We start from the raw sequence: 16878 nt of genomic DNA on the forward strand, positions 1-16878 counted from the left end.
TTGAGAGCCTCCACTATGGGGGCTTTAATTTTTTTGGCTGTTCATATAAAAAAAGGCACCTTCATCAGGTGCCTTTTTGATTACTCAAAAATTAACGATTGTTATCGTCTTCTTGAGCATCATCAAATTTTGTTTCGCCATCAAAGTTTGGTGTAGAAGTCGCACCAAAACCACCTTGACCACCGAAGCCACCTTGACCACCGAAGCCACCTTGACCGCCAAAACCTTGACCGCCACCGAAGCCACCTTGACCGCCAAAGCCACCTTGACCGCCAAAGCCACCTTGACCACCGAAGCCGCCTTGACCACCGAAGCCACCTTGACCACCGAAGCCGCCTTGTTGACCACCGAAGCCACCTTGAGCACCAGCAGGAGCGCCAGCAGGAGCACCAGCAGGACGTGGATTACGCGCAGGTACAACTGTTGAAATAGCGTGTTTGTAAACCATTTGGCTTACCGTGTTTTTTAATAATACAACGTATTGGTCAAATGATTCGATATGACCTTGTAATTTAATACCGTTGACTAAAAAGATTGAAACTGGAATACGTTCCTTACGGAGAGAGTTTAAGAACGGATCTTGTAAAGTTTGACCTTTAGACATGTTATACTCCAAAAAATAAAATCAGCGCAAAAAAACTATCTTTATTTTTCAATTAAAATTTATAAAAAAGATAGTGAGTAAATTTTGCTTTATCCATATAAGTTTCGCAAGTCTTCTTGAGCTTGCTTTATCGTCAAAAAAGTTTGAAAACTGTGCGCTTCTTGCAAAGAACGTAACCAAGTGTATTGACGTTTAGCCAGTTGTCGTGTTGCAAACAAACACTTGTCTTCCATATCTTGCTTAGATTTGAGACTTCTATCACTATTTTTAAGAAAATCTAAAGCTTGGCGATATCCAACAGATCTTGCCGATGGCAAATTATCGTTTAAATCGTATTTTTCAATCAGGTACTCCACCTCATTTAAAAAACCGATATCCCACATTATTTTTAGGCGCAGTTCAATTCTTTTGTGTAATTCTACACGATCAGGTAATAGCGCATAATTATGAAAATTGTAACGATATGGCTGTTTTTTAGGCTGTTCAGCTTGAAGCTCAGTAATAGGGCGACCTGTCAGACGATAGACCTCTAGCGCGCGTATAATGCGCTGACGATCACTCACTTTAAACTTCTCACCTGCCATAGGATCGACACGTTTTAACTCCTCGTAGACGCTCTCCCACCCTATTGCCATGGCTTCATTTTCAATTTGTTGACGTACCTTTTCATCAGCATTAGGGAGATTCGTTGCCAAGCCTTCCAATAGTGCTTTGTAGTACAACATCGTCCCACCCACCAAGATTGGGGTCTTACCGCGTGAATGTATTTCATCAATCAGCAGCGATGCATCTTCAACGAATTGAGCTGCCGAATAAACCTCGAGCGGTGTAATAATATCAATCAGGTGATGTGGATATCGCTCCTGCTCTTCTTTTGATGGCTTTGCCGAACCGATATCCATGTCCTTGTAGATTAAAGCAGAATCTACCGAAACAATTTCAAAATTACCGCGTTCATATAGCTCACATGCCAAAGCAGTTTTCCCACTCGCAGTCGGCCCCATTAAGTTGATGACTGGCATTTGATTTGACATGTACAATTACTCTCCTCGAGCAAATAATTTATCTAACTGGCTAAGTGGAAAAGCCCTCCAAGTTGGTCGTCCATGATTACATTGACTTGCAAACTCAGTTTGTTCCATCTGCCTCAACAGTGCATTCATTTCAGAAATACTTAACATTCGATGCGCACGCACTGCGCCATGACATGCCATTCCTGCCAAGATATGGTCTCTTTTTTGTTGTAAAGCACTGGCCTCATCATTGGGATCAAGATCATTCAAAAGTTCTGGGATTAATGCATTAAAATCGGCTTTGTGCAAAATAGCAGGCACACCTCGCACTATCACTTGCTCATCGCCATATTGATCAATTTCTAAACCAAGCCGCGCCAACTGAGGCTTAAGGTCTTCGATACGCGTGGCTTGCATGCGTGTAATTGAAATCACTTTTGGAATAAGCAACTGCTGTGATGTCCAAAATTCAGGTTTATCCCAAGCAGATTTCATTTGCTGTAATAAGATCCGCTCGTGCGCCGCATGCATATCTACAATGATCAAGCCTTCAGAATTCTGCGCCAGAATATAAATTCCATGAAGTTGTGCAATTGCAATCCCCAAAGGAAACTCGTCAACTTTAGACGATGTTGATTCCATCTCAGTATCATAAGGAACTTCAAAATTAGATGACGTTTCTTTCAAAGGTGCCAAATAAGATTTGAGTGCATTGCTAATATTAGAATTTGAATAAGACTGACTCGGCGCACTATATTGAACTGACTGAGGCTGTTTAGCACTAAAATCTGTTAGATACCCCTCATGACTCGATTCCTGCAACGTCTGGGACATAGGGGGCGATGCTTGCGCATTTTGATGCAAATTAAATTGCTCTTGATAACGTGGTAGCTGAACTGATGGTGCGATGACATCTTGATCAAGCTTTAAAGCCTGGGCTAAATCCGCAGTCGCAGTTTGAAATTGCGACAAAGTTTCTTTGGCAAAATGACGTACAAATTCGTGTACTTCACGTTGATTCAAAAATCGAATCTCATGTTTAGTCGGATGTACATTCACATCAATAAATTCAGGATCAACTTCTAAGAACAACAAATAAGCTGCATGTTGATGCCCATGCAAGATGCCATCATAGGCCATTCGCAAAGCATGAGAGATTGTTTTATCTTTTACGATACGACCATTCACGTACACATACTGCAAATCACTTTGTGCTCGAGCATCAGAAGGATGACCTAACCATCCTGATAAGCGCATATTGACACTATCAGCATCGATCCAATACGCATTTTCAGTAAATTGTCGACCTAAAAGCTGCTGTACACGTTGAAATCTGAGTTGACCACTGTCTGCGACAGGCAAATTTAAACGAATAGCACCATTATGTTCCAGCACAATCCGAATATCGAAATGCGTTAAGGCTAAGCGCCGTACGATTTCTTCAATGTGACCAAATTCCGTATTTGGCTTTTTTAAAAACTTTCGTCTTGCTGGCACATTAAAAAATAAATCTTGTACACGTATGTGTGTGCCTTGCTGAGTAGCAACAGCTTGAATCTCTTGATGATCAAAGGCCGTGCCGTTTACTTCGACCTGATAACCAATTCCTGAATCATCACGACTACTGGTCAAGGTCAAGCGCGAAACAGCAGCAATGGAAGCCAAGGCTTCTCCGCGAAAACCTAAGCTCACAATTGCATGTAAATCTTCAGCAGTTTGAATTTTACTGGTCGCATGCCTCATCACCGCAAGCGGAAGATCCTCAGGATGAATCCCTTTGCCATTATCGATAATCTCAATCAGCGTACTACCGCCTTGTTCGACTCGAATGATTAATTCAGTCGCACCTGCATCAATGGAGTTTTCTAAAAGTTCCTTCACCACTGATGCAGGACGTTCAATTACCTCTCCCGCAGCAATTTGGTTTGCTAATGCAGGAGATAAGGTTTGAATTCGATTCAAGCTAAGATCATGCGCCATAGAATTATTTAAAACTGTGTCTTTAATTTTGCGAGTAAAGCTTCATCATTTGAAGAAATCGTGACATGACGTACTGATTCATCATCAGATTTCTCAATATTCAAGATAACATCTGCATTTGGAATTTCGTCACCACCTTTAGAGGGCCATTCAAACAAGAATAGTGCATCAGCAATATCCAGATAATCACGAATACCCATCAACTCAAGTTCATAAGGATCATTCAAACGATACAAATCAAAATGAAAGACATCCTGCTGATTGATTTTATACGGTTCAACCAATGTATAAGTCGGGCTTTTAACCGCACCACGATGACCTAAATTTTGTAGCCAATAACGCGTCAGGGTAGTTTTACCCGCACCCAAATCACCAATGAGGTATATGACACCCTTTTCAATACACTGCCCTAAACATGCAGCTAATTTTTGAGTATCTGCTTCATCATTTAAGTTGAGTTGAAAAGAATATTGCATCTGGATCACATTAGACATCTGTTGAAGAGGTATAATAGCATGCTCCTGAACAGTGCCTATCTAGACTTGTTCAAAAACTCATTCATCTGATCATTTTTTTATTCTGTTGTCTTGTTATGCCAAAATCAAATTCAGAAAGTGCCCCAAGTTTTACGCCACCGATGATCAATGGTGTAACAGCCAGCAAAGTATTTCTTCCAAATCTACAAATCTCCCCGATTACGATTTATGATTTTCTCATTCAAGCCTTTTCTCATATAGACGCACTGGAATGGCAACAACGTTTTCAAGATGGGCTTGTTTATAATTCAGATGGCAACACACTTTCCATCAATTCGGCGTATCAACCCAATTCTCATATTTTTTATTATCGTTTTTTAGCACACGAAATTCATGTTCCGTTTAAGGAAAAAATTTTATACGAAAATGATGATCTGCTCGTGGTGGATAAACCTCATTTTTTAACCATGAGTCCGACAGGTCAATATGTTCAAGAAACCTTATTGGTGAGATTAAAGCAGTTCACTGATAATCCTCATCTCACTCCGATTCATCGTTTAGACCGTGAAACAGCAGGTGTTGTTTTATTTTCAAAAAAAGTTGAAAGTCGCGGAGTCTATCAACAACTTTTTGCGGATCGTAAAGTATCCAAAACATATCAAGCAATCGCACCTTACTTAAAAGACTTAGTCTTTCCACGAACAGTTGAATTGCGTATGGAAAAGGGAAACCCATTTTATATAATGAAAGTATGTGAAGGTGTCACCAATTCTGTCACTGAAATTGACCTTATAGAACACAATTCAAAGTGGGGACGATATATTTTGAAACCACTGACTGGTAAGCAACATCAACTTCGCGTTCACCTCAATGCGCTCAATATTCCAATTAAAAATGATCCTTTATATCCGGTAATCGCGCATAAAGCTGAGGATGATTTCAGTGCTCCGTTGCAATTACTTGCTGATGAGCTTCAATTTATTGATCCGATATTAAATATTGAAATGCACTTTAAAAGCACACAAATACTGACATTGTAGATTCATTGTAATGACAAATTTATTTAATTTTCACGTTCAGACATTGAAATTACATTTACTTAGATTAAAATAAGCACTTAAATTTAGAGTCGTTTGGTTTTAATTCATGAGAAAAACAGAAGTTTATCAAGTCCGACTTGACTCACAAGAAAAAAAACAAGCCTTTGCAGTTTTTAAGCAATTGGGGATTACACCAGCGCAAGCAGTGCGTTTATTTTTCAAACAAGTTGTACTGACAAAGTCCATTCCTTTTGCAATCGAAAATCAAACGATCAACATGGATCAATTGTTGAAACTCAAAAAGCTTAAGCAAGAACAACAAGATTCCAACACTACAATTTCGAGTTTAGATGACGACGATTTTTTTGCAGAATTGAATGCACTTTTGGGTGAAAGCGATAAAGATTAATTTTTGACATAAGTTAACTTTGTCGTATTTTTAAACAATTTAATTTACAGCGCCCTGCGCAAATATGTTTAGCTCTTCATCATAACAAGATTAAAAATAATGATCTGAGGAGAGCTCAACAGTGATAGTACGGAAAGCCACAACAGAAGATCTCAATCAACTCGCTATACTTTTTGACGAATACCGACAATTTTATGGTGCGTCATCCAATATTCAACAATCCTATAATTTTCTAAAACAGCGATTCGAAAACCAACAAAGTGTTATTTTTATTCACATCAAAAATGATGTAATCACTGGCTTCGTGATTCTTTATTTAGGTTTTTCGTCCCATGCTTGTTCAAGCTACTACATCTTAGATGATGTATATGTCACTCCAGTTTATAGAAGACAAGGTTCAGCCAAACAACTCATTGATACTGCAATTTTGTTTGCACAATCCGAAAAAGCCAGTCGAATTTCATTAGAGACACAAAGAAGTAACTTTCAATCTCACCAACTTTACGAAAAGATGGGCTTCGTCAAAGACAATGAATTCCAAACCTATCATTGCTTCCTATCCTAAGGCATTACACAACATATCGCCTTGAGCATAGAGTCTTTTGAGTTGATGATTTAAACCTCAAGGAGTTGAGCATCAGGACTTTGATTTTTGGCGGCGAGTATTTGCTGTTCAGTGAGATAGCAATATTCACCTTCAGCAAGCTGATCTAATTTTAATTGTCCAATTTGCAGTCGATGCAATGATTCAACACGATTTCCCACAGCAGCAACCATACGCTTTACTTGATGATAAACGCCTTGATGCACTGTAAATTGTAGGTGTTGATTGCTTATGAGTTGAATATCTGTTGCTTGAAAAAATCCTGTTTCATTGCGAAGCTCTACACCTTGACCCAATTGAATGATTTGCTGCTCAGTGACTGGATCTGCTGTATGCATTTGATAAACTTTAGGAACATGTTTTTTAGGATGAGTCAGCGCTTGCAGAAATTGTCCATCATCTGTAAGTAACAATATACCAGTCGTGTCTTGATCTAAACGTCCGACTGTTTGCACTCCCCTTTGCAATAATATGTCATCGATCAATTCAAATACACTGAAGTGATGCTTCGCTTGATGCGAGCATTCATAGCCTACAGGTTTATTGAGTGCTATATAAACTTTTTCACGATAAGTATATTCATCGTTATACACGTGGAAGCTAAGACCTTGAAGCTTCAGTTTATATTTCGGGTCCGTGATCACAGTACCATCAATGACCACTGCACCAGATTTAATTAATTGTTGACAATATTTTCGTGATCCAAAGCCTTGAGACTGTAACATTTTTTCCAGAACCATGAATCACTTCCATTACTTACAATATTCGTTGAAATTTAAAGTATGTCATCTGAATGCAGACTTTAAATCAGTTAAACTATTATAACTTTCAAGTACTGTCCTGATAAGCACTGGATCTTCTTTATGTCTCAATTAGACCTCAATTTAATCGTTCTAATCATTTTATTGGCATGTGGAATATTCAGTCAAAATACGGCCGTCACAATTGCAGTCGCAGTACTTATTGTTTTTCGTATCACCCCTTTAAACGAATATTTTCCATTGCTTCAACAGCATGGTTTAAATATTGGCATTATTATCCTCACCATTGGTGTACTTACGCCAATTGCCAGTGGCACCATTCCGGGTAAAGATATCCTCAAGTCATTCTTGAGCTTAAACTCAATTTTAGCCATTGGAATCGGATTATTGGTTGCATGGTTAGGTGGTCGTGGCGTAACGCTTATGGCGAATCAGCCAAATATTGTCGCTGGACTTCTGATTGGTACTGTAGCAGGTGTTGCTATTTTACGTGGCGTCCCTGTTGGACCTTTAATTGCAGCAGGAATACTTTCCATTATTATTGGCACTTCTTGAAACAGGTTCCTTTCACGACTGAACAGTCATTTCACAAACGCAACAGTCATCATTTGTTGGTTTGATCTTTTAGAACTGCGGTAAAGTATTTTGATTACGGATACTTGCACAGTTTAAATTATGCAAAAAATTAAAATTATTCGTCAGGATCAATACGAACTCGCTGCTACCTTTTTTCCTGCCGAGCATTCAAAGCGCCTTCCTGTCTTGGTGTGCCCTGCCACTGGAATTACTCAAAAGTTTTATCATCAATTTTGCGAATGGCTTAACCAACAAGGCTATGCCGTAATGGTGTTTGATTTTAGTGGTATTGGTGCTTCTCTTTATGGCCCATTGAAGCAATCCAAAGCAAGTATTGTGCAATGGGGGCAGTTGGATATTCCCGCTGCGATTGATCAACTCTTACAACTCACCCATGCCAAGCAAGTTATTCTTGTCGGTCACAGCGCTGGCGGACAACTGATTGGGATTACCCCTAACCATGATAAAGTTGCAAAAGTCGTTGCAATTGCAGGTTCGACTGGGCATGTAAAAGGGCTCAAAGGTCGTACGAAACTACTTGCCCCTGTGATGTTTAAAGGTATTTTTCCTCTCGCACGTATGACGCTCGGTTACGGCCCTACCCAAGCCATTGGTATGGGGGAAAATCTACCGAAAGATGTTGCACGTGACTGGGCTCAATTTTGTAGTCAACCAGGCTATGTTATTAATGCGATTGGCAAAACGGTTGCCCTAGACCAAGACTATCACCAAGAGATACGAATTCCTGTCACTGCCATTTGGGCAAGTGATGATGAGATTGCAACTGAAGCAAATGTTCAGGATTTACTACGTTTATATCCTAATGCACCTACCGAAGCGATCGAACTCAAACCCAAAGAGCTTGGACATAAAGCGATCGGACACATGATGATGTTCAAACAGTCGCATCAAAATATTTGGCCGATGATCGAATCTCAACTGCATATATAAATCTCCATAAGTAAAAAACCGTCTTAAAGGCGGTTTTTTAAACTTACTCTATCCCAATATTCCAATCGAAAGCTGGATCACTATCGCATTTACAATATCGATGAAAAAAGCACCTGTCAGTGGAATAAGTAAGAATGCTTTGTGTGAAGGACCATAGGTATTGGTGACTGCTTGAATATTGGCAATAGCCGTTGGCGTCGCACCCATACCAAAACCACAATGACCTGCTGATAAAACTGCAGCATCGTAGTTGCTCCCCATCACCTTAAATGTCACAAAAGCAGTGTATAAAATCAATACCAGCATTTGCACAATCAGAATCGTGACTAACGGACCTGCTAAATCTGCTAATAACCACAGTTGTAGTGATAACAATGCCATAGATAAATAAAGTGATAAAGATGCATTTCCAAACACGTCAATCGCACGATCAAAAATATTCACTTTGAATACATGCTCAAGCAGATTTCTCAAAATCACACCTGAACCTAACGCCCAAACAAAGGTTGGAAGCTCAAACCATTTACCCTGACTAAAATCTGTCATTAAGTTTGCCGTGAATATACAAAGTGCAAACATACCAAGGGTAGAAACCGCATTACTTGCAGTAATTAATCGTGTCTTTTTTGGATATTCAAATGGTGCAGATTTTAACTGATCATCCAATTGTGATTCGTTTTGATCATTGTCAATTTTGTCAGCCAATTGATGACGTTTAATTAAAAATTTAGCAACTGGACCACCAACAATACCACCAATAATAAGACCGAAGGTCGCACTTGCCATACCCAATACAATCGCACCTTGAATGCCATGCTGGGTTTCAAGCACTTGCCCCCATGCACCTGCCGTGCCATGACCACCCGTTAAGGTGATTGAACCTACAATTAAACCAATAAGAGGATCTAAGCCTAAAACCGTCGCTAAACTCACCCCAACAATATTTTGAACGATCACAAACCCGATCACACAGAACAAAAATATAAATAGGGCTTTCCCACCATCTTTTAATTTAACAAAATCTGCACCTAAGCCCACAGAGGTAAAGAACATCAGCATTAAAATGCTTTGAATTTGCGCATCAAAGGTGGCACTAATATTAAAGAATTTAAATAAGATTAATGCTGTAATTGCTGCGACCAAACCGCCAATCACAGGTTCAGGTAAATTGTAGTTTTTAAAGAATTGGATACGGTTGACTAGATAGCGCCCAATAAATAGAAAAAATACGGCAATCACGATGGTGCCAAAGGCATCAACTTCAAAATTCATTCTATTTCCCTAATGTTTTAATTTTAATCAATTTTCACAAAGAATTTTGCTTTATTCAGCTACTGAAATGTAATTTTTCAATGATTTATAGGCAGTGCATTTTCTTGTACTACCCTGTTAGTTTATTGCACCTGTTTTCTTCTTTGCTCTCGAATTGATTCGCGAACTCGATCTGGCTCGACTACACCTAGGTGGTGCTGATTGTAATAGCGCTGTTTATCGTATTCAGACATGTTTACTGTTTCATCTTTATATTTCTGATAACGTGCATCTTCTTCTGGATCATAATTTTTAATCTCCACGCTTGAACATGCAATGAGCGATAGACTGATTAAACTTAATGTGAGTAGGCTTTTCATTATATTCATGCTGTGTTCATTTTTTGCTTATTCTATTTATTTCACCTTTCTAGATTGTTGCTGTCAGTTTTATGTATGGTTATGGGCTTGTAAGCTTTTCACAGTAGTCGATTCGAATTTATATTCGATTCAGCATGACGAATCTGTGTGAATATGTTTTAATGCAGGCAGTATGAGATGAGCCTTATATGAGTATCACGAGAGTGGTACGACTAGCCCCGTTAATTTTTAATTACGGGGCTTTTTTATGGGCTTTCTTTTTCGGTAAATGACGGTTTCGCCGTATTTTTGTAACACCCACTCTTTTGCTTGTTGGTCGGTGATGTTTTCAAACACGTAGTAGTCATGATCCCATGCTTCTTGATGGAAAATGACCTTCTTCGTATAAGTTTCATTCTTTCCATTGGTCATACAAACAAAGCTGTCGCCTTGGTCTTTGACTTGGGTTCCGTTGAGGAATCCACCGATACAGAGGAAACGGGGGTGTTTAAACATTCAATTTACTCAACATACTATTCATATAATTATCATAATTCCCAAGTTGATTTTTCCAAAATCTATCATTCTCAATATCATCAATAAACTGTAAAACATCAACAGGATTCGCTTCTTTCTCTAGATCAAATGAATCATCTATGAAGGAGTTCATAAAATCAGCCTTTCCATTTAAAGATATAATGATTTCATCCATAGATATTTTTAAATGATTTTCAAAATATTGGTGATCAAATTCTAATGTTGTATCTATAATCCAAGAATGAATTTTTACATCATCTAAATTTTCAAAATATTGCTTCAAAAATTCATTTCTAATGTAGGTCACTTTTTTAGATAGTTGATAAGCTGCTTTATTTAACGTGAAGTTGCGATATTCATAGATTTCTTGAATACTACTTTTAATATAAGTTGATTTTACTTCTGCAACAATGACAAAATTTTCATATATTGCGATTAGATCAATTTCGCCAACTTCTCTATCTAGAGGTTGATATTGGCAAAATACTTCAAATCCAGCATTCTTAAATTTTTCAGCTAAATTTAATTCAATATTATCTGTCTCACTTTTAAGCTCTAAACGATTTTTATATAGTTTACGCACATAATTTATCATCATCGTATTTAGATTTTGAAATGCAGTTAGCCATGGAAATTGAAAAACAAAATCATCAATTTTGTAAAATGGTTTTTGTTGAAATGTGGAATAATCATCTTCACTGTACAAGTCACAAGTCCAAAAATTCAAGATTTGTTCCATTTTCTTTTTTTTGACTGAATTTGAACTACCTTTTACCCAAGATGACATTCTTTTAATCTTGTCTTCTTGCCTAGCAAATGTGAAAGGCATTCTATTTTCACCGATCATAAAACCATGCATAGTGAGTCGCATTAAGGCTTGCAAATTACTTTGAGAATGAGGTAAAAAACTTATAAATTTTTCAATATGATCTTTTAAATAATGGGCTTGCGATAAAGTCATGGTAATCATGGTTTCATACGCATCAAGTTTTTGATGGTTAATACTGAAGTCTACAATCCCATAGACCTGTTCTAATTGTTCTTGGATACCAAATGCTTTTGATAAAGCAATTGCATTAGCTTCTAAATTCTCACCAGTATTTATAATGCTATATATAACATCGGAATTTAAAAGTTTTTTAGTACCAATACCTAACCAATAGCTTATGAGTAATGAATTTTTCTCAGACCAGTTATCTTTTTTTTCTTGGGTATCAGTATAAATCAATTCTGAATTTTTCAGCTCGTAGTTTACCTGCTTATTAAAACTAAACGACTCTAAGACATTTCTTTTATAATTAATAATCTCAATTTTTATAGCTACAAGCTTTTTATACAATTCATACTGCTCTTTAAGTAACGGAGTCACTCCTCCCCCAATTAAGAAAGGCATTAATTTATTTTTCAGTGCTAATCCTATTGATTGATCCGTTAGTTTTTTGGTATTTCGTTTAGAAGTTTTAACAATTTCATCAAAAGCTTTCCAAATAGTTTCTGCTGAATTCTTTTCATTTTTATCAAATTGATAAGGCAAATAATCAAAGTAATCTTGATTTGGAATCATATACTCATAAGCATATAAACTACCAAAAGCCATAGCTGTAATTTGACCAATATTCAGCCTATTCTTAATATCATCATAAATTTCTAATCGATGCGTATATTGTGATTGTAAATAATATACAGTCTGAAAAAAACTAGAAAGGGTTTCATTTTTAAATTCTTGTTCAATTTCCTTTAGTAGACACCATGAATAATGAGCAGAATGAAGTATTATCCCTGAATAACGTACTGCCAAAATAAAACTTTGAACATCAAGTTTTAAATAATTTAGACAAATATTTTTATCAATCGAATTTAAACGAATATATTGACTTAATGCGAGAATATAATTTGGCCTTTTTATATCATCGACAGTGAGTAATTTAATAAAACTTGATTGCCAAAACATATCAAATTTATTTTTAAAAATTCCATTTTTAGGTTGTGAACTTTTATACAAGAGTTCTTGTACCATTTTTTCTTTTGCTAGTTCAGGACCAAAATCCAAAGACAAAGCATCGAATTTATTTTCATAATAATTTTGCATACAAAATAAGGGCTGATAAATCAGCCCTTATTTTCAACTACTTAATCAATTAAGACAATTGAGCAGCAGCAATTTTCTTCGTATCAACGTCTTTAGCAGCGTCTGTATAGTCGTTCATTTGATCGAAGTTCAAGTACTTGTAGATATCCGCAGACATGCTGTCGATTTGAGCAGCATACTGTTGGTATTCTTCAGGAGTTGGCAACTTACCAAGTACCGCAGCAACAGATGCAAGCTCAGCAGAAGCCAAGTAAACGTTTGCACCTTGACCTAAACGGTTCGGGAAGTTACGCGTAGAAGTAGATACAACAGTTGTATTTGGAGCTACACGTGCTTGGTTACCCATACATAATGAACAACCTGGCATTTCTGTACGCGCGCCAGCTTTACCATAAGTATTGTAGAAACCTTCTTCCATCAATTGGCGTTCGTCCATACGAGTTGGAGGAGCTAACCAAAGGCGAGTAGATAAAGAACCACCAGGTACTTTGTCTAAAAGTTTACCAGCTGCACGGAAGTGACCGATGTTCGTCATACAAGAACCGATGAATACTTCATCAATTTTGTCGCCTTGAACGTCAGAAAGAAGTTTTGCATCATCTGGATCGTTCGGGCAGCAAAGGATAGGTTCTTTGATGTCAGCAAGGTCGATTTCATACACTTTCGTGTATTCAGCATCAGCATCAGCTTTAAGAAGTGATGGGTTCGCTAACCATTTTTCCATGTTCTCAACACGGCGCGCCATAGTACGAGCATCGCCATAACCTTCAGAGATCATCCACTTCAACATTGTGATGTTTGAACGAAGGTATTCAGCAACTTTCTCTTCAGAAAGTGTGATCGCACAACCAGCAGCAGAACGTTCAGCAGAAGCATCAGAAAGTTCGAATGCTTGCTCAACAGTTAAGTCAGTTTCCATTTCTGATAAGTCGATCTCTAAGATACGACCAGAGAAGATGTTTTTCTTACCTTTCTTCTCTACAGTTAAGTCACCTTCTTTAATTGCGTAGTAAGGAATCGCATGTACTAGGTCACGTAAAGTGATACCAGGTTGCATTTTACCTTTGAACTTCACAAGAACTGATTCAGGCATATCAAGTGGCATAACACCAGTTGCTGCAGCGAACGCTACAAGACCAGAACCCGCTGGGAAAGAAATACCGATTGGGAAACGAGTATGCGAGTCACCACCAGTACCGACTGTATCTGGAAGAAGCATACGGTTTAACCAAGAGTGGATAATACCGTCACCTGGACGTAGTGATACACCACCACGGTTCATGATGAAATCAGGAAGCGTGTGTTGCATTTGAACGTCAACTGGTTTTGGATACGCAGCAGTATGACAGAAAGATTGCATTACGAGGTCAGCAGAGAAACCTAAGCAAGCTAAGTCTTTCAATTCGTCACGCGTCATTGGACCTGTTGTATCTTGAGAACCAACAGTTGTCATCTTAGGTTCGCAGTAAGTACCTGGAAGTACACCTTGACCTTCTGGAAGACCACAAGCACGACCAACCATCTTCTGAGCAAGCGTGAAGCCTTTGCCAGTTGCAGCTGGTTGAACTGGAGTACGGAACAAGTCAGAAGCAGGAAGACCCAATTCTTCACGTGCTTTAGTAGTCAAGCCACGACCAATGATCAAGTTAATACGACCACCCGCACGTACTTCGTCTAGAAGTACTGGAGTTTTTAACTCAGCTTCAGCAATTTGAGCGCCATCTTTGAACGCTGTAACTTTTGCAGTCGCTTTGTCAATCTTTAACGTGATTTCGTCGCCCATGTTCATGTTTGCAACGTCGATTTCAACAGGTAACGCACCAGCGTCTTCCATAGTGTTGAAGAAAATCGGAGCAATCTTAGAACCTAAGCAGTAACCGCCTTCTTTCTTGTTTGGAATGTGAGCGATTTCGTCACCGAAGAACCAAAGCACAGAGTTTGTTGCAGATTTACGAGAAGAACCTGTACCAACAACGTCACCCACGTAAGCAACTTGGTTGCCTTTCGCGATTAATTCTTTGATTTGAGTTAATGGACCAACTTCACCAGGAACTTCTGGGTTAATACCATCACGTACGTTTTTAAGCATTGCATTCGCGTGTAACGGAATGTCTGGGCGGCTCCAAGCGTCTTGAGCTGGAGACAAGTCATCTGTATTTGTTTCGCCAGTAACTTTGAAAACTGTAAGTTTGATTTCTTCTGGAACGTCTTTACGGCTAGTGAACCATTCAGCGTCAGCCCAAGATTGAAGCACAGCTTTCGCGTTTTCGTTACCTGCTTTTGCTTTATCAGCAACGTCATGGAACGCATCGAAAACAAGAAGTGTTTTCTTAAGCGCTTCAGCAGCTAAAGCACCAAGCGCTGCGTCTTCTAATAATTCTACTAAAGGAGCAACGTTGTAACCACCAAGCATAGTACCTAGTAAGTAAACCGCACGCTCTTTAGAAACTAATGGAGAAGTCGCTTCACCTTTCGCCAAAGCAGCCAAAAAAGCAGCTTTTACGTAAGCAGCTTGGTCAACACCTGCTGGAACACGGTTTTCAAGCAAATCAACTAAGAATGCTTCTTCGCCAGCTGGTGGATTTTTTAATAATTCAACTAATGCAGCTGTTTGAGCGTCATCAAGTGGCTTCGGTGGGACTCCGAGTGCGGCACGTTCTTCAACGTGTTGGCGGTAAGCTTCTAGCACGGTGTTATTCCTCTTCTTTAAAAAATTACTTGCAATATCCTGCTTATAAAGCCTGCAAATAATATGGACTGCTAAATTTTACTAAAATTCCGGTTAAAAGTTAATGCAAGAAGAGTGTTTCTTTGTGATGACCATTATTTTCTTACTAAATGATCTCTCTTCTGATTACTCATTGTTCAATATGTTGTTTTATCGAACAATTCTGACATTAACATGAAGCTTTTACGGATCTGAAATAAATAAAAGGCAACAAGATGTTGCCTTTTAAATCCTTTTTTGACTATTCAACCTTAGTGGACAGTCGTGCGATCTAAATATTGTTGCAGACTTTCTCGTGTTCCTTCGAATCTGACCAGAATTTCATCATCATGTAGCATGCGGTGTTCGGCACAGGCAAAACTAATGTGTACCTGATAAATTTTGGCATGTTCATTGATCATATTTTTAAGATAGACTCGATCCCCTAAACTTAGGACATAATGGCTGCCATTAATTACAGCAACACCATTGGCATCTTCAAGCAGAAGATCGGCATTATTCAGGTATGCGACCACTTCCATTGTTCCGCTCCTTTTGTTTATTTATCTTATTTTTATATAAGCTTTTCTATTTTAATGCTAATTAAAATTTGTAATTAATTTCGACAAAAAAAAGGGAAACTTGCGCTTCCCTCTTTTTTATGATCAATCTTATTGTAGCGCTTTAAAACTGTTTGTAGTCAGGCAGATTATCTTTATCGTAAGGAGTGGCTAAACACTCATCCGTTGCTTCTTTTTTGAATTTAGCCATTAATGCATCACGATCCACTTCTAATTGATTCGCAGGATAAGCATAGACCTTCTCAATTTGAGCATCTACAAATTTCTTCGTCGTCGGATCGGTCAGTTTAGAAGCATGTTCGACCGCTGCAGTTTTCTCGATACCATTTTGACGGTCTAGCAAAATAGAGCGTGCAGCATTACCAATACTGGTACAGTAACCATGCCAGACTTCTTCAGGGGTTAGTGGCTTTTTTTCTTCACAAGCACTGAGCAAAACGGCTGAACCAAGTACAGCACCCAGAATCACGAATTTGTTCATACATCTCTCCTGTTGTGGCTATGATAATCGAGTTAAACCGAATAGGAAATCGTGTAATGACTTTTCTTGTTCATTAGCCACAGCTTGAGCGAATAATTTTGGCTTTGGTTTTATTCAAAATCTGTTGATCATCAAGATTATGCATGCCGACTAATTTTTTCGCTTCTTCAGGCTTGCAAATATTTTGATGATGTCTAAATAACTCCCATTCTTCTACCACAACACCATCTGGCAACTGGCAATAACCCACTTGACCATTTGCCTCATCACGTATTTCTAATTTTCCACCTTGTTGAACACAAAATTTGCTTGCAGGATTAGCCATTCCAATTTTTGGAGTAAGTTGCTCAGTTTGAGTGGTTTGACAGCCCGCCATGAGTGTTGCAGCTGTCATCGCGATGAATATTGCAATTGTTTTCATTTTTTAATTCGTTCTTGTCCGATAAATTTTAAGTCTAG

Annotated in this window: 18 protein-coding genes; 5 read left to right on the forward strand and 13 right to left on the reverse strand. The window is 38.4% G+C overall.

All coding sequences use genetic code 11. The features are described from left to right. Positions 1 to 91: 91 nt before the first annotated feature. From hfq to tsaE, 4 genes are all read right to left on the reverse strand, one after another. Complete coding sequence (gene hfq, locus FTV17_RS03820; protein ID WP_035264611.1) at positions 92 to 604, reverse strand: RNA chaperone Hfq; 513 nt, start codon at positions 602 to 604, stop codon at positions 92 to 94. An 89-nt stretch (positions 605 to 693) separates the two neighbouring features. After that, positions 694 to 1638, reverse strand: a complete 945-nt coding sequence (miaA, locus tag FTV17_RS03825) for a tRNA (adenosine(37)-N6)-dimethylallyltransferase MiaA (protein ID WP_179998230.1) — start codon at positions 1636 to 1638, stop codon at positions 694 to 696. Between the two features lie 6 nt (positions 1639 to 1644). Further along, the gene (gene mutL, locus FTV17_RS03830) at positions 1645 to 3597 is read right to left on the reverse strand and encodes a DNA mismatch repair endonuclease MutL (RefSeq protein ID WP_179998231.1); all 1953 of its coding nucleotides are present in this window, start codon (positions 3595 to 3597) and stop codon (positions 1645 to 1647) included. 8 nt (positions 3598 to 3605) lie between these two features. Beyond that, the gene (gene tsaE, locus FTV17_RS03835; protein ID WP_179998232.1) at positions 3606 to 4073 is read right to left on the reverse strand and encodes a tRNA (adenosine(37)-N6)-threonylcarbamoyltransferase complex ATPase subunit type 1 TsaE; all 468 of its coding nucleotides are present in this window, start codon (positions 4071 to 4073) and stop codon (positions 3606 to 3608) included. Positions 4074 to 4189: 116 nt separating this feature from the next. On the opposite strand from tsaE, the gene FTV17_RS03840 reads away from it, so the two are divergent. The 3 genes from FTV17_RS03840 (at position 4190) to FTV17_RS03850 (ending at position 6087) form a co-directional block, all read left to right on the forward strand. Next, positions 4190 to 5113 (forward strand): RluA family pseudouridine synthase, encoded by a 924-nt coding sequence (locus FTV17_RS03840; RefSeq protein WP_179998233.1) that lies wholly within the window; start codon positions 4190 to 4192, stop codon positions 5111 to 5113. Between the two features lie 106 nt (positions 5114 to 5219). Then, a complete protein-coding gene (locus FTV17_RS03845; RefSeq protein WP_179998234.1) occupies positions 5220 to 5522 on the forward strand; it encodes a type II toxin-antitoxin system RelB/DinJ family antitoxin in 303 nt (100 codons plus the stop codon). Between the two features lie 121 nt (positions 5523 to 5643). Further along, on the forward strand, positions 5644 to 6087 hold the full coding sequence (locus tag FTV17_RS03850; RefSeq protein WP_179998235.1) for a GNAT family N-acetyltransferase: 444 nt from the start codon (positions 5644 to 5646) through the stop codon (positions 6085 to 6087). A 50-nt stretch (positions 6088 to 6137) separates the two neighbouring features. Here FTV17_RS03850 and FTV17_RS03855 read toward each other — a convergent pair whose 3' ends face one another. After that, positions 6138 to 6866, reverse strand: a complete 729-nt coding sequence (locus tag FTV17_RS03855) for a pseudouridine synthase (RefSeq protein ID WP_179998236.1) — start codon at positions 6864 to 6866, stop codon at positions 6138 to 6140. A 123-nt stretch (positions 6867 to 6989) separates the two neighbouring features. On the opposite strand from FTV17_RS03855, the gene FTV17_RS03860 reads away from it, so the two are divergent. Further along, positions 6990 to 7442 carry a DUF441 domain-containing protein gene (locus FTV17_RS03860; RefSeq protein ID WP_092766204.1) on the forward strand — a complete coding sequence of 151 codons (453 nt, stop codon included), beginning with the start codon at positions 6990 to 6992 and terminating at the stop codon, positions 7440 to 7442. Positions 7443 to 7562: 120 nt separating this feature from the next. Then, positions 7563 to 8414, forward strand: a complete 852-nt coding sequence (locus tag FTV17_RS03865; RefSeq protein ID WP_179998237.1) for an alpha/beta fold hydrolase — start codon at positions 7563 to 7565, stop codon at positions 8412 to 8414. Positions 8415 to 8462: 48 nt separating this feature from the next. Here the strand turns inward: FTV17_RS03865 and gltS are convergent, their stop codons facing one another. From gltS to FTV17_RS03905, 8 genes are all read right to left on the reverse strand, one after another. Further along, the gene (gene gltS, locus FTV17_RS03870; RefSeq protein ID WP_179998238.1) at positions 8463 to 9686 is read right to left on the reverse strand and encodes a sodium/glutamate symporter; all 1224 of its coding nucleotides are present in this window, start codon (positions 9684 to 9686) and stop codon (positions 8463 to 8465) included. Positions 9687 to 9808: 122 nt separating this feature from the next. Next, the gene (locus FTV17_RS03875) at positions 9809 to 10054 is read right to left on the reverse strand and encodes a hypothetical protein (RefSeq protein ID WP_179998239.1); all 246 of its coding nucleotides are present in this window, start codon (positions 10052 to 10054) and stop codon (positions 9809 to 9811) included. A 219-nt stretch (positions 10055 to 10273) separates the two neighbouring features. After that, positions 10274 to 10540, reverse strand: coding sequence for a hypothetical protein (locus FTV17_RS03880; RefSeq protein ID WP_179998240.1), 267 nt, complete (start codon positions 10538 to 10540; stop codon positions 10274 to 10276). Further along, complete coding sequence (locus FTV17_RS03885; RefSeq protein ID WP_179998241.1) at positions 10533 to 12650, reverse strand: hypothetical protein; 2118 nt, start codon at positions 12648 to 12650, stop codon at positions 10533 to 10535. Before FTV17_RS03885 ends, FTV17_RS03880 begins: the two co-directional genes overlap by 8 nt. Positions 12651 to 12699: 49 nt before the next feature. Continuing rightward, a complete protein-coding gene (locus FTV17_RS03890) occupies positions 12700 to 15339 on the reverse strand; it encodes a bifunctional aconitate hydratase 2/2-methylisocitrate dehydratase (RefSeq protein WP_179998242.1) in 2640 nt (879 codons plus the stop codon). A 290-nt stretch (positions 15340 to 15629) separates the two neighbouring features. Beyond that, positions 15630 to 15899 carry a hypothetical protein gene (locus tag FTV17_RS03895; protein ID WP_035267100.1) on the reverse strand — a complete coding sequence of 90 codons (270 nt, stop codon included), beginning with the start codon at positions 15897 to 15899 and terminating at the stop codon, positions 15630 to 15632. Between the two features lie 142 nt (positions 15900 to 16041). Then, positions 16042 to 16419 (reverse strand): hypothetical protein, encoded by a 378-nt coding sequence (locus FTV17_RS03900; RefSeq protein ID WP_035267099.1) that lies wholly within the window; start codon positions 16417 to 16419, stop codon positions 16042 to 16044. Between the two features lie 73 nt (positions 16420 to 16492). Beyond that, entirely contained in the window at positions 16493 to 16840 is a 348-nt protein-coding gene (locus tag FTV17_RS03905) for a DUF333 domain-containing protein (protein ID WP_179998243.1), read from the reverse strand. Positions 16841 to 16878: the final 38 nt, after the last annotated feature.

The sequence above is a fragment of the Acinetobacter sp. YH12239 genome (assembly GCF_013417635.1).
Lineage (GTDB): Bacteria > Pseudomonadota > Gammaproteobacteria > Pseudomonadales > Moraxellaceae > Acinetobacter.